The following is a 12,573-nucleotide window of genomic DNA, read 5'->3' as shown; positions in this document are numbered from 1 at the left end:
ACAGTGCCCGTCAGGGCAAGCAGGGACCGCTGATCGGCATCGGCCGGAGAAGGGCAAGCGGGCGGCGCCCGTACCGTGGGGGCGCCCGGCCCTCATGCAGCCGCACCAGCAGCGCCGACATCGGCGGCGTTGTGCTCTCCGGGAACGTGGTCCGCGGGCCTGTGTCGTGGCGGCCACTCAGCAGCGGCCACAGGAACAGCAGCAGTCGGCGGACGACCCTCAGCAACGACCTGCTCTGCCACAGCAGCCGCTCAGTGGTGCCCAGCAGACGCGCAGCGAGCAGCAGGGTGACCAGGTGACCGGCCAACATCACTCCGGGCGGCTGCCCGGCGACCGCGTCATGGTCGACCAGCCCGGACAGGCCACCGGCGAAACCGTCCTGGCTCGTGACCGCCGCACAAGCCCCGGGCAGGGAGTAAGCAGCGTGGTAGGCCAACTGCGCAGCCGCGAGCACGCCCAGCAACTGGGCGTCCGTCAGCCGACGCCGCGTCAGCAGCACAGCACCAGGCACGGCCACAGCGGCCATCGCTGCCACGATGATCCAGCGGGGTGCGTGGCACTGCGCCAGCACGTGCCCGGCCAGCGGCAGGAGCACGCAGAGCAGGGCAAGCACCCCGGCCCGAAGCCCGCGCAGCACACCGGACGCCGGCGAGCCGGGTCCTCGCAGCCAGTGCGTACGCATCAGATCGAGGCCTTCAGGAAGTTGGTGCAACATGGAGCGGACGGGGCGGGTGACGGAGCATGGGATCGCAGCCCCGCACACCCGGCAGCGTACCGGCCACCCTGACCGCAGCTTCACGACAGGGTAGAGCTTGCGGAAACGCTGCCCGCCCGCTTCACATGATCGACAAGTTTGCACAGGTCAGAGGCTTGTTAACGGACATGACAACGGTCACAGATGCAGACTTTGCAATATGTGCATGGATGCGTTTCACTCCAGGTGAAGCATCTGTCACGAGGGGGAGGGCGTACCGCATGAGCGATCACCGTCACGGACCCGATCACGGCCCAGGACACGAGCACGGCCCAGGCGGTCACTCCGGACATTCCCACGGAGTATCAGCGGACGCCGACCGCCGCTGGCTGGCCATCGCACTCGCACTGATCACCGCGTTCATGGCGGTCGAGGTCGTCATCGGCATCATCGCCCAGTCCTTGGCCCTGATCTCGGACGCGGCGCACATGCTGACCGACGCCGTCTCCATCGTTCTGGCGCTCATCGCCATGCGGCTCGCCGCGCGCCCCGCCCGCGGCGGCTACACCTACGGTCTCAAGCGCGCCGAGATCCTCTCCGCCCAGGCCAACGGCCTGACTCTGATCCTGCTGGGCGCCTGGCTGGCGTACGAGGCTGTGCATCGCCTGATCGATCCGCCAAAAGTCGAGGGCGGCCTCATGCTGGCCACCGCACTCGCCGGCATCGTCGTGAACGTGATCGCCACCTGGTGCATCTCGAAGGCCAACCGCTCCTCGCTCAACGTGGAGGGCACCTACCAGCACATCCTCAACGACCTGTTCGCCTTCATCGGCACCGCCGTCGCCGCGCTGATCGTCGTCCTGACCGGCTTCGCCCGCGCCGACGGCATCGCCACGCTCGTCGTCGTCGCGCTCATGGTGAAGGCCGGGTACGGGCTCGTTCGCGAGTCCGGCCGGATATTCCTTGAGGCCGCCCCCACGCACATCCACCCCGACACCGTCGGCGACAAGCTTGTCGCCCAGCCGGGCGTCGTGGAGGTCCACGACCTACACGTCTGGGAAATCACGTCCGGCCAGGCCGCATTGTCCGCCCACGTTCTCGTCGAACCCGGCGGCGACTGCCATGCCGTCCGCCGTGACCTCGAAGAACTGCTCCGGCACGGCTACGGCATCACACACACCACTCTCCAGGTCGACCACGCTCCCGATCCGGTGATGCAACTGACGTCGCCCGCCACTCGTGAACTACTGCCTGTGAACGACGCCTCGCACTGCAAGGAGTCACACGGGCCGATTCACCGAGACGGGCCGCACGAACACTGACCCGCATTGATTCGTCAGCGATGCCGTGTACTGCGGTCTCGGCGGCAGGACGGAGCTCGGTCAGCCCAGGCTCACCGCGCCGGTGCCTGCGTGGTACGCGTGCAGCGTGTCCGCGGTCGCCCGGCGGGACGGCGGGTGGAAGCCGGCCGCCTGCACAGCCGCCAACAGGTAAGCAATCTCAGGCGACTTGATGAAGGCGATGCCGCCCAGCGCGTCCACCGCCGTCGACACGGCACGCTTGATGCCGTGCCGGATCCCCTCGCGCACGAACAGGACCCGCGCGCTGAGCTCGTCGGAGCGGTCGCCTTCGTCGAAGGCGCGGGCGATGGCCTCGAGCGCCGCCATCGACGTCTCGATCTCGCACGCGGCGTCGGCGTAGAGCATCGGGCTGGTCTTCGGATTCGCCAGCATCCGCTCGAGCAGCAGCGACGCGGCACCAAGGTAAGTGGCCGAGATCAGCAGGCCGAACCAGACATAGCCGGTCTTCTCGTGCCGGCCGGTCGGGTCGTCGACGTCGTTCCAGAACAGCATGTCCGTGGGAATGAACACTTCCTTGAGCACGACGGTGTCGCTCTGCGAGGCGGCCAGGACGTGGGTTTCCCAGAACGGCTCGACCGTGATCCCTTCGGACTCGGCCGGGACCACGATGACGCCGCGACGGCCGGCCGCCTCGTCGGCGACGCTGGCGGTGAGCAGGTCCATCGACGCGGACAGGCTGCACGGCTGCTTGCGGCCGTTGACCTTGAAGCCGCCCTCGACCTGCTGCGCCGTCACGGTGGGCTGGAAGGCACTCGCCGCACTGGTGCCGGGGTTGCCCTCGGAAAAGCCCGACGCAAGCAACATCCTCGCGAGCACCACGGCCTTGAGGAGTTCCTTCTCCTCGTCGGTGCCGGTGGCGCTGTGCTCGATGAGGGTGGCGATCGACAGATGGTGCATGGTGGTGGCGGCACCGAGCGACGGCGACAATGCGCCGATGGCCCGGTGCACGCGGGTCGCGGCCAACGCGGATGCGCCGAGACCACCCCATTCCTCGGGCACCACCAGCGCGGGCGCGTCGGAATTCTTGAACATCTCTATGACCCCGCTGCCTCGGGTTTCAAGGCCGAGCAGGCTGTGCCCGGCGAGTTCCTTCTGCAGATCGGGCAGGTAGCGCTCAAGGGCTGCGCGCTCCGTCGCCATCATGCGGATCGTCACGATATCCCCCTAGTGTTGTTATGCGACGAGTTGGTGCTCAACATCCAGCTTCAGTACGGTGTGGACCGACTTGGCCGCCTCTTCCAGGTCGGCGAAGGTGTGCTCGGCGGTCACGGCCAGCCGCAGCAGGGCACGGTTGAGCGGCACCGCGGGATAGTGCGCGAGGGCGGCGAACACACCGCGCTCGTACAGCTCGTGCCACTTGGCGAACGCGCGCAGAGACTCGCCGACGACCACCGGCACGATCGGTGTCACCGCCTCGGCACCGTCGGGTCCGATCGCCGGGTCGGCCAGCGGAACCCCCAGCGAGGCAAGGGAGCCTCGCAGGAATCGGGCGTTCGCCAGGCACCGCTTGGCCCGTTCCTGGCCCTCGGCGGACCGGATGAGCCGGACCGCGGCGAGCGCACCGCCGATGGCGGCGGGCACCCCTGCCGCGGTGAACAGCAACGCTCGCCCGTTCGTCCGGATCGTGTCGATGAGGTCGTGCGAGCCCACCGCGAAGCCACCGGTCGAGGCGATGCTCTTGGAGAACGTGCCGGTGCGCAGTGGCGTCTTGCCGGCCTTGCCGTACAGCTCGGTGACGCCGGTCAGGTTCGGGCCGAGCACGCCGACCGAGTGCGCCTCGTCGACCAGCAGGAGCGCGTTGTGCTCCAGGCAAACCTCCGCGATCTGGTCGATCGGCGCCAGGTCGCCCTCCATCGAGTACACCCCGTCAACGGTGACCATGGCCGGCCGGCCGCGCTTGGCCGCTGCGGCCAGCTTCTCGGCCAGGTTGTCGATGTCGTTGTGACGGAACCGGACGGACTGCGCGTCGGTAAATTTGGCCGCGTCGTGGAGAGAAGCGTGTGCGTCGGAGTCGGAGACGATCACGTCGCCGCGGTCGGCCAGGGCGCCCACGGTCCCCAGGTTCGCCTAGTGTCCGGTGGTGAACACGATCGCGGCCTCGGTGCCGAACCAGTCAGCGAGTTCTGCTTCGAGTTCGAGGTGCAGGTCGATCGTGCCGTTAAGCAGCCGACTGCCGGTGGACCCGGCTCCGAAGCGTTCCAGTGCCCGGCGCGCGCGCCCTCGATGACCAGCGGGTGGTCGGCGAGGCCGAGATAGTTGTTCGACCCCAGCATCAGGCGGGGGCGGCCGTCCATCAGCAGGGCGCACTCGGCGGAGCCGAGCTGCCTCCTGCGGGCCGCGTTACGCGGACAACGTGGCTCCGGCATCGACGGCGTGTGCCGGATGGCTGCACAGGCCGCATCCGTGATGTGCGAGGGTCAACTGCTGGCAGGCTGCGGTACGGGACTGCAGGGCCGCGGCGGCCGCATACCCGGGAGGCGCAGCGAGTGGTGTCAAAAGCCAGCCAGCGGGTGCGTCAGGATGGCCGCCGAACTCAGGTCCCAGTCCAACGTCCACGGTGTGAAGGTGACCTGCCGCAAGGCCGGTTCCCTGCCCCTTGAGGTACGCCTCTTTTCGGACCCAGCATTCGATCAGGGCTCGGGAGCGGTGGGCTGACGGCAGTTGGCGGATCGCCTCCTTCTCGTTCTGATGCAGCCTGTGCAGCAGCACCGCCTCGGCGCGGTCGACCGCTTCGAGGTCGATGCCTACAGGGGTCCGAGCGAGGGAGATCATGATGGTCGTACGGGTGTGGGACAAGGAGAAGTGCAGGTCACTCTGCCGCACCGTCGGCCGTCCGTGCGGCCTGTGACAGGTGGGACACGGGGCGCGAGAAATGGGCACGGCTCGCGGGGGCGTGTCAAGGCAGTTGGCGAGGATGAGCCGCAGGGCCAGATGTGCCAGGACGTAGGTGTCTCGTCGGTCGGTGCTCAGGAAGCTGTTCGCGCGTTGGCGCTCAGTAGCGTCGAGCAGGCCTTTGAGATGTTGTGAACGGCTGGCGGTGTCCGGGTCGGCGTGCAGGGTCCAGACATCGATGTGGCCGGGCGGCGGGCGGTATCCCGCTGGCGGAAGGGTGAGGTGGGGCAGGAGGTGGTGTGGTGCCCAGACTGTCATCCGCAGCTGTTCCTCTCGCCCCATGGGGCTTGGTCGCGGTGTTCGACGGTCGATGAATGTGGGCGGCGTCCGCGGTGGTGCCTTGTCAGGCGAGGCGGCGGTAGGAGCCTCGGTGGCGCAGTAGGGGCTCGCCTTGCCGGTGGCTGGTGGTCGTGACGGCGCCGATGAGGATGGTGTGGTCGCCACCGGGGTGAGTGGCGTGGACGCGGCACGTCACTGCGGCGACGGCCTCGTCGAGGATCGGCACGGTGTCCTGGTAGTGATGCGGGACGCCGGCGAACCGCTCCAGCAGGGGTTTTTCAGCGAAGACTTGAGAAGTGTCGTCCATGGCGGCGGCGAGGATGTTCACCGCGAAGGTGCCGTGTTCCCGGATGAGGGCGAGCGTGCCGGAGCAGTTGGCCAGGCAGGCCAGGACGAGCAGCGGGTCCAGTGACAGTGAGGTGACGGCGCTGGTTGTCATGCCGACGGGGCCGCTCGGGGACGTGGTGGTCAGCACCGTGACCCCGGCGGCCAGTTCGCCCATGACGCGGCGGAACTGCTGCTGTCGCTTACTGGTGGCGGCGTCGGGGGCGGCTGGGGGTGTGCGGGGCACGGTGCTGTGCGGCATCTAGGCCAGCCTCCCGGTCAGGTAGTCCTCACGCAGGCGGCCGCGTTGCCGCTTGCCGCTGGTGGTGCGGGGTATGCCGCCGCGGCGCAGCACGATCACGTCGTGCACGTTGAATCCGAATGACTGGCGGACCAGGGTGGCGGCTTCCTTTTTGATGCGTGCGTGGTCGTCGGCGCGCAGCCGGGATTCGACGACGGCGACGACGTGTTCACCTGTGTCGTCGGTGTATGAGAAGACGGCGCTGTTGCCGGCACCGATGTCGGGATGGGCCTCGATGCTCTCCTCTACGTCGTAGGGCGGGAGGTTGCGGCCGTTGACGATGAGGAGTTCTTTGACGCGGCCGACGATGTAGAGGTCACCGTCTCGTGTGAAGCCGAGGTCACCGGTGGCATGGGTGCGGTCGGCCACGGGTGTCGTTGTGCCGCCGGGGCGGAGATAGCCGGCCATGACGGAGTCGCCCCGCAGGTGGATCTCGCCGATCTCGTTGTCGGCGCACTCGGCGCCGTCCGGGGTGCGGATGTGGACGGTGAGGCCGCCGAGCGGCCGGCCACAGGCGAGGACGGTGATCGAGGGCCGGTCCGGGCTGGCCTCGGCGACCTTGTTGTGTTGGTGCAGGTCCTCGCGGTCCAGGCGCAGGGCTTTCACCCGCCCCCAGGACAGGTCGCCGGGCGGGCGCCGGTCGAGGGACATCGTGGCGGCAAGCACGGTCTCGGCCATCCCGTAGCAGGGGATGATCGCGGCTTCGTCGAGCTTCTGTTTGGCGAAGGTGTCGCGGAAGTCGGTCAGTACCTGCAGCGGGATGGGTTCCGCCCCCACGTACGCCTGCCGCAGTGTGGACAGGTCAAGTTCCGTGTCGGGGGTGCGGCGGAAGCGGTCGGTGGCAGTGCGGTAGCCGAAGGGCGGGGCGGTGGTGATGGTCGCGCCGCGCTCGGAGATGTGCCGGAGCCAGGACAGCGGGTCGCGCAGGAAGCTGATGGACGGCATGAGGTTCAGCGGCACGCCCCGGGTCATGGTCGACAGGGTCAGAATGAAGCCCATGTCGTGGTGGAGGGGCAGCCAGTGGCAGACCCGGTCCCGTTCAGGCGTCATGTCCAGCGCGCGGTGGATGGCGCGGACGTTGGCGGTGACCTGGGCGTAGGTCAGCACCGCGGCTTTGGGGGCGCTGGTGGAGCCGGAGGTGAGCTGGATGTGATGCGCGTCGTCCGGGTGCGGGGCGCCGAGTTGTTCATCAGTGGCGGGTGCGTGGTCGAGGTCCGCCACGGTCAGGTACAGGGGCCCTTCGTCGGTGGCGAGCGCACTGGCGGTCTCGGCGTCCGCGGTGATGACGGCTGCAGGTTCGGTTACCGTGACCACGGCGCGGAACTGGCGCGTGCCGGTCGCCCTTTCGTCCGCCGGGTGGGGCGGGACGACGATCGTGCAGGGAACCAGACCGGCGATCAGACAGCCCCACATGGCGGCCAGGTGGTCGGGGCCCGTGCCGAGGGGGATGAGGACACGGTCACCGCGCGTCAGGCCGCGGGCCAGGAGCGCCCCCGCGGCTCCCCTGGCGCGCTCTGCGAGCTGGCGGTAGGTGGCTTCGGCGGTGATGCCGCGGGAGTCGAGGAAGGTGACGCCTGCCTGGTGGTTGCCGAGCGTGCGGTAGTCGAGCAGCGGTGACCGTTCGACCTGTGTGATGGTCATCGGCTGATCCTTCACTTGTCGGCGCGGGCCGCTTTGGCGGCCACCCGCTCGCGGACGAAGTCAGCAAGGTCGCCGACGTGAGTGAAGGCGAACGCCTTCTGCTCCGGGATGAAAACGCGGAAGGTGTTCTCGATGCGGCTCATCGCGGCGACCAGGGTGATGGAGTCCAGCGGCAGGCTGAGCAGCGGCGTGTCGCGGTCGAGGCCGTCGAGGTCGACGTTCGCGAGGTCGGACGGATCGAGGATGTCGGCGAGGGCTTCGCGCAGCGCCGTCAGCAGCTCGGCGTCGGTCGGGGTGGCAGCGGCGGGTGTGGTGGTCACGGCCGGTTCTCTCCTGTGGGTGCGGTGATGGTGTCACTGCGCGGGTCGAGGCCCAGGGCTGCTTTGCCGATCATGTCGCGCAAGGCGTCGAGGTTGGCGCCCATGACGGCGCCAGCCCGGGCGTCGCGGTAGTGCCGCTCCAGCGGATTGGCGCGCAGGAAGCCGTGGCCACCGGTGACCTGCATGGCGGTGTCGGCGACAGCGATGGCGGCCTTGTTGCAGATGTACTTGGTCATGTTCAGCGCCGGGAGGGCTTCGAGCTGGTCGGTCTCGGCCGTGAAGGCGCCGTGCAACAGGGACAGGCGGGCGGTGTGGACGGTGGTGGCCATGTCGGCGACGTGCAGCCGTACGCCCTGGAACGCGGCCAGCGGCTGGCCGGTGGGGGCGAGCTTGCGGCGCATGACGTGATCGTTGGCGAAGCTCTGGGCGGCACGGGCGATGCCGAGCGAGGCGGCGGCCAAGCCCAGGATGAGGGCGGGCAGGGCGTGGGTGAGGCGGGTCATGCCGCCTCCCGGACCGCCGACGCAGTGCTGGGTGGGAATGCGGCAGTCGAGCATGAGGGTGTTGGCGCAGTTTGCGCGCATGCCCATCGCGTCCCAGGACTGCTTGACGTCCAGGCCCTGTTGTCCGGCGGGGATGATGGCCATGGTCTGGCTGCGGCGGAACTCGGTCTCGCCGCTGTGGGCGTTGATGAGGTAGTAGTCGGCGTGCCCGGCGCCGGTGCAGAACGCCTTGGTCCCGGCCAGGTGCACGCTGTCGCCGTCCGGTGTGGCCCGAAGCTGCGGGTTGAGGATGTTGCCGCCGGTGCCCGGCTCGGAGAAGCCCCAGCTGAGGAGCTTGCCCTCGGAGGTGATCTCCTTCAGGACGCGTTCGGCGACCGGGTTGGTGGCGGCGTCGGCGGCGAGCAGCCGGGCGGCACCGGAGTGCATGGCGAAGATCAGCGCGGTGGATCCGCAGGCTTCGGCGAGCTCGGCCACCGCCAGCCCCCAGGAGATGAGATCGGCACCGGTGCCGCCGTACTGGGTGGGCACCAGGAGCCCGAGGAGCTCGGCGTCGTGGAGGTCGGCGATGTTCTGGGCGGGGAAGGCACCGGTGCGGTCGTGCTCGCCGGCGCGCGGTGCCAGGCAGCGGCGGGCGACCGCTCGCGCCTGGTCGACGATGTCCTGCTGGTCACTGCTCAATGCGAGGTCAACCATAGGTGGCTCCTAAAGGGACGCCGCGGATACGGAGGGGCGCAGGGCGGTGAGACGCTCGGCCAGGGCATCCGGGCTGTAGAAGCGGGCATCGATGATCAGGTCGTCACCGGCTTCCACGGTGGGTGTGGTGGCGTAGACGGCGTTGCCGTACACGACCAGGGGCACCTGCGCGGGGCGGTCGGCGACCGGGATGGGCTCGCGATGTCCGTGGCCGAGCTGCCAGCGGTGGGTAGCCACCATGTCGATCGACTGGTCACAGGCGCTCGCACAGTCGGGCAGGGCCAGTTGATGGTGGCGGGCGGTGGGACAGGAGCGGGCCCAGGCGAGCGGGGTGACGTCCACCAGGCGGCGCACGCGCCAGCCCTCCCGTTCGGGCACGGTGGCTGCTGCCTCCGCCTCCAGCATGCGGATGCCGAAGGTTTCGAGCTCCTCTAGGTATGCCTCTTCGAACATCGGCGGTTGTAGCGGGTGACGCGGCGTCTCCCCCGTGTCGTGCGGCCGTCCGGGCAGCAGGGCGAGTCCGGCGACCAGCTCGCAGCCCGCAGTGCCGGCGAGGCCGGCGGCAGTGCCGAGATCGTTGACGGTCACCGTGAGCGGGCTCCGCTGTGCCAAGGCCAGGGCGTCATCGATGAGTTGGGCTTCGCTGCGCTGCCAGGCGGCGGGCAGGACGATGCCGGCCCGCAGCCCGATCTCGGTGATGCGGCCTACTGCACGCCGCAGCGTGCTCGCGTCGGGCAGCTTGGCCGCGCAGCCTTCCTGCCCGATGCTCACCGCGTCGACGGGCAGGCGAAGGACTTCCTCCAGCCGGTCGCAGGTGGTCAGACGGACTTCGACAGTCACGTGTCTCCTTGCGGCCTAGACGTGGGCGCGGCGGCGGGCGGTGTCGCGGAAGCGGCAGCGTTGCTGTTCGCACATTCGCGGCACCCAGCCCATCTGCCATGTCAGTTCGACGCGATCGATGTCGGCGATGGTCTGCTTGGTGCTCCAGCCCTTCGCCACGCCGTCCAGCGCCCGTCGGTACATCTGGGTGATCTTGGCGTTCTGGCGGATGATCGGGCTTTCCCGGCCGGGAATCTGCAGCGCCGCCACGCCGAGCGCCACCAGCGACGGCACGTCGCACAGCGCGCAGTCCGACCCTCCGTCGAGGAACCCGCCCAGATCCACAGTGCCGTCGCCTGCTGCCGATCGGCCCTGATAGCCCGCCCGGCAACCGAGCCCGGACCCTTGCTGGTCGGGCAGTCGGCAGTGATGGCAATCGGCACCGGACCCGGTCTGGACCGGGACCTCCACCTCGAGGCCGTCCAGGGCGCAGAACGCGGCGATCTCGTCGAGCGTCGTGGCATGCGGGACGACGATCCGCCGCACGCCGTACGCCTCCTGCAGCCGCTTCGCGTAGGCGACGGTACTGACCCCGAGGGGAGCACCGGCGACGAGCGGGACGTCCGGATGCGTATCGGCGATCCACCGGGCGGCGGGCAGGGCGCCGACGACCACGTTGTCCGCGCCCGCCTCGATGCCCTGAGCGACATGGGCCAGGAAGGCGTCCTTGTCGCCCGCGGTGACCGCGGGGGCGTCCGCGCACAGGTGGACCTTCATGCCGGCCGCATGGGCCTGCGCGATGATCTCCTTCAGCAGGCGCCGGTTGGACACCTGGGTGGGATCTCCGTCCCTCTTGCCGGGCAGCGCATCGAAACTGCTGGCCGCTTCGGCAGGGGGTCGATGTGCGAGGTAGATCTCGGTGGCGCCACCGGTGACCTGCAGCTCCAGCATCTGCAGGTTGCGCACCGGCGCATCGAGCGCCACCGATGCCGCCGCAGCCGGGTCCGGTACGGCCACGAACGCGGCCTCCCGATCGGTGTGCGGCGGGGCCATTGCCCACTGGTCGGTTACATCAGACACGTCCATCCGCCCCCGTTGCACGTTGGTGTTGGTTGTGCTGTCGGCCCGTCAGGTCGGTAGCTGCGCCGGTCCCCTAGGCGTGGGTCGGCTGTGGTGTGTCCGCCGGGCCGAGCGCCCGCAGCTTGCCCACGACGTCGACGGTCCTGGCGGCCGCCACGGTGACTTCGTCAACGCTGGTGGTGCGGCCGGGGCTGAACCGGACAGAGGACCGGGCGCGTTCGGCAGGGATGCCCATCGCGGTGAGCACGTGGGAGGGCTCGTCGCTGCCGGCGTGGCAGGCGGAACCCGCCGAGACACAAATGCCGTGCACGGCGAGCATGTCGACGAGGGTGTCGCCGCGCACACCGGCGAAGGAGACGTTCAGCGTCTCCGGCAGGCACGGAGCGCCTTCCCCGTTGACCGCGATGTCGCCCGCCGCCTCCAGCTCCTTGAGCAGGTGGGCTCGCAGCGCGTGCCGGTGTTCTTGGAACTCCGGGTCGTCCAGGTGGTGGAGGGCCGCGCTCGCGGCAGCAGCCATACCGAGGACACCCGCCACGTTCTCCGTGCCGGCGCGCAGACCGCGCTCCTGGCTGCCGCCGCGGATCAGCGGCGCGAGCCGCACCTCGGGCGCGACCTTCAGCGCGCCGACGCCCTTGGGGCCGTAGAACTTGTGCGCGGAGACCGACACCAGGTCCGCGCCGATCTCCGCCAGGCTCACCTTGCCCGCGGTCTGCACCGCGTCGGTGTGCATCAGCGCACCGGCCTCGTGAGCGATGTCGGCGATGTCCGCGACCGGCTGGAGGACACCTGTTTCGTTGTTGGCGTGCATCACCGACACGAGAAGCGTGTGCGGCCGCAGTGCGCGCCGTACATCGTCGGGGTCGATCCAGCCGCGAGAGTCCGGCCGCAGGATGGTGACCTCGGCGCCCAACTCGCCAGCCATGGCGCAGGATTCCAGGACGGCGGAGTGTTCGACCGCTGTCGTGATCACATGGACCGGACGGTCGGCGGCGGCCAGGACGGTGCCGCAAATGGCGAGCGCGTCGGCCTCCGACCCACCGCCGGTGAACACCACGTCGTCGGGGGTGCAGTCCAGCAGCGCGGCCATCTGAGCCCTGGAGGATTCCAGTGCCTCCCTGGCCTCGTCGCCGGCCGCGTGTCGGCTTGAGGGGTTGCCGGTGATGCCCATGCCCCGCACCACCGCCTCGGCCGCTGCGGGGCAGACGGGGCTGGTGGCAGCGTGGTCGAGGTAGATGCCCGTTCCGCCCGCCGTGGGCTGGGACGGGCTAGGCACAGATGAGAGGCGCGTCATCGTCCACTCCCTCCCGGTGGTTGGTCACCAGGCGGTGCGCCACCTGCGTGCCGAGCGTGGCGACGTGTCGCTGGTCAGGGGCGAGGCCGCCGAGCAGTTCCTCGACCCGCTGGTCGTCCCACGACTCGATGTCGGTGAGCTTGGCACCCTGGGCGGCCTCCGTGATGACGCTGGCGGTTGCCAGGGAGGCGGCGCAGCCGTGGGCGCGGAAGCGGATCTCCTCGACGACGCCGTCTCGGATGCGGGCGGTGAGCATGATCTGGTCTCCGCACACCGGGTTGCCGATGAAGGCCCGCACGTCCGGCTCGTCGAGTTCACCGGCGTTTCGTGGATTGGTGAAGTGGTCCACCACGGTCTGGCTGTATCGCGACACGT

The 12,573-nt window shown here is 69.5% G+C and carries 13 protein-coding genes; 1 reads left to right on the top strand and 12 read right to left on the bottom strand.

Annotation, left to right across the window (positions count from 1 at the left end):
• Nucleotides 1-10 precede the first annotated feature (10 nt).
• Nucleotides 11-682, bottom strand: a complete 672-nt coding sequence (locus ACFZDA_RS28695; RefSeq protein ID WP_391086955.1) for a hypothetical protein — start codon at nucleotides 680-682, stop codon at nucleotides 11-13.
• A gap of 293 nt (nucleotides 683-975) precedes the next feature.
• Here ACFZDA_RS28695 and ACFZDA_RS28690 point away from each other — a divergent pair, with 293 nt between their 5' ends.
• Complete coding sequence (locus ACFZDA_RS28690; RefSeq protein ID WP_391086952.1) at nucleotides 976-2,016, top strand: cation diffusion facilitator family transporter; 1,041 nt, start codon at nucleotides 976-978, stop codon at nucleotides 2,014-2,016.
• 60 nt (nucleotides 2,017-2,076) lie between these two features.
• Here ACFZDA_RS28690 and ACFZDA_RS28685 read toward each other — a convergent pair whose 3' ends face one another.
• The 11 genes from ACFZDA_RS28685 to ACFZDA_RS28635 form a co-directional block, all read right to left on the bottom strand.
• Nucleotides 2,077-3,210 (bottom strand): acyl-CoA dehydrogenase family protein, encoded by a 1,134-nt coding sequence (locus ACFZDA_RS28685; RefSeq protein WP_391086949.1) that lies wholly within the window; start codon nucleotides 3,208-3,210, stop codon nucleotides 2,077-2,079.
• Between the two features lie 18 nt (nucleotides 3,211-3,228).
• Nucleotides 3,229-4,107: an aminotransferase class I/II-fold pyridoxal phosphate-dependent enzyme gene (locus tag ACFZDA_RS28680; protein ID WP_391086946.1), complete on the bottom strand. Its 879-nt coding sequence runs from the start codon at nucleotides 4,105-4,107 to the stop codon at nucleotides 3,229-3,231.
• 288 nt (nucleotides 4,108-4,395) lie between these two features.
• The gene (locus ACFZDA_RS28675; RefSeq protein WP_391086943.1) at nucleotides 4,396-5,205 is read right to left on the bottom strand and encodes a 4'-phosphopantetheinyl transferase superfamily protein; all 810 of its coding nucleotides are present in this window, start codon (nucleotides 5,203-5,205) and stop codon (nucleotides 4,396-4,398) included.
• 85 nt (nucleotides 5,206-5,290) lie between these two features.
• Nucleotides 5,291-5,812, bottom strand: a complete 522-nt coding sequence (locus ACFZDA_RS28670) for a flavin reductase (protein WP_391086939.1) — start codon at nucleotides 5,810-5,812, stop codon at nucleotides 5,291-5,293.
• On the bottom strand, nucleotides 5,813-7,492 hold the full coding sequence (locus tag ACFZDA_RS28665) for an AMP-binding protein (RefSeq protein WP_391086937.1): 1,680 nt from the start codon (nucleotides 7,490-7,492) through the stop codon (nucleotides 5,813-5,815). It lies immediately after the preceding gene.
• Between the two features lie 11 nt (nucleotides 7,493-7,503).
• On the bottom strand, nucleotides 7,504-7,812 hold the full coding sequence (locus tag ACFZDA_RS28660) for a phosphopantetheine-binding protein (RefSeq protein ID WP_391086934.1): 309 nt from the start codon (nucleotides 7,810-7,812) through the stop codon (nucleotides 7,504-7,506).
• A complete protein-coding gene (locus tag ACFZDA_RS28655) occupies nucleotides 7,809-9,008 on the bottom strand; it encodes an acyl-CoA dehydrogenase family protein (RefSeq protein ID WP_391086931.1) in 1,200 nt (399 codons plus the stop codon). The genes ACFZDA_RS28660 and ACFZDA_RS28655 overlap by 4 nt, the downstream gene beginning before the upstream one ends.
• A 9-nt stretch (nucleotides 9,009-9,017) precedes the next feature.
• A complete protein-coding gene (locus ACFZDA_RS28650) occupies nucleotides 9,018-9,848 on the bottom strand; it encodes a hypothetical protein (protein ID WP_391086929.1) in 831 nt (276 codons plus the stop codon).
• 15 nt (nucleotides 9,849-9,863) lie between these two features.
• Nucleotides 9,864-10,913 (bottom strand): U32 family peptidase, encoded by a 1,050-nt coding sequence (locus tag ACFZDA_RS28645; RefSeq protein ID WP_391086926.1) that lies wholly within the window; start codon nucleotides 10,911-10,913, stop codon nucleotides 9,864-9,866.
• A 67-nt stretch (nucleotides 10,914-10,980) separates the two neighbouring features.
• Nucleotides 10,981-12,198, bottom strand: coding sequence for an aminotransferase class V-fold PLP-dependent enzyme (locus tag ACFZDA_RS28640; protein ID WP_391086923.1), 1,218 nt, complete (start codon nucleotides 12,196-12,198; stop codon nucleotides 10,981-10,983).
• Nucleotides 12,173-12,571 (bottom strand): iron-sulfur cluster assembly scaffold protein, encoded by a 399-nt coding sequence (locus ACFZDA_RS28635; RefSeq protein WP_391086920.1) that lies wholly within the window; start codon nucleotides 12,569-12,571, stop codon nucleotides 12,173-12,175. Before ACFZDA_RS28635 ends, ACFZDA_RS28640 begins: the two co-directional genes overlap by 26 nt.
• Between the last annotated feature and the right edge of the window lie 2 nt (nucleotides 12,572-12,573).

This window comes from Streptomyces sp. NPDC007991, from assembly GCF_042958445.1.
In the GTDB taxonomy this organism is placed as follows: domain Bacteria; phylum Actinomycetota; class Actinomycetes; order Streptomycetales; family Streptomycetaceae; genus Streptomyces.
This window is presented reverse-complemented; position numbering and strand designations above follow the sequence as displayed.

Coding starts and splice junctions, on each gene's coding strand:
- ACFZDA_RS28695 (WP_391086955.1), bottom strand. CDS start 682: ATGCGTACGCACTGGCTGCGAGGACCCGGCTCGCCGGCGTCCGGTGTG.
- ACFZDA_RS28690 (WP_391086952.1), top strand. CDS start 976: ATGAGCGATCACCGTCACGGACCCGATCACGGCCCAGGACACGAGCAC.
- ACFZDA_RS28675 (WP_391086943.1), bottom strand. CDS start 5,205: ATGACAGTCTGGGCACCACACCACCTCCTGCCCCACCTCACCCTTCCG.
- ACFZDA_RS28670 (WP_391086939.1), bottom strand. CDS start 5,812: ATGCCGCACAGCACCGTGCCCCGCACACCCCCAGCCGCCCCCGACGCC.
- ACFZDA_RS28665 (WP_391086937.1), bottom strand. CDS start 7,492: ATGACCATCACACAGGTCGAACGGTCACCGCTGCTCGACTACCGCACG.
- ACFZDA_RS28655 (WP_391086931.1), bottom strand. CDS start 9,008: ATGGTTGACCTCGCATTGAGCAGTGACCAGCAGGACATCGTCGACCAG.
- ACFZDA_RS28645 (WP_391086926.1), bottom strand. CDS start 10,913: ATGGACGTGTCTGATGTAACCGACCAGTGGGCAATGGCCCCGCCGCAC.
- ACFZDA_RS28640 (WP_391086923.1), bottom strand. CDS start 12,198: ATGACGCGCCTCTCATCTGTGCCTAGCCCGTCCCAGCCCACGGCGGGC.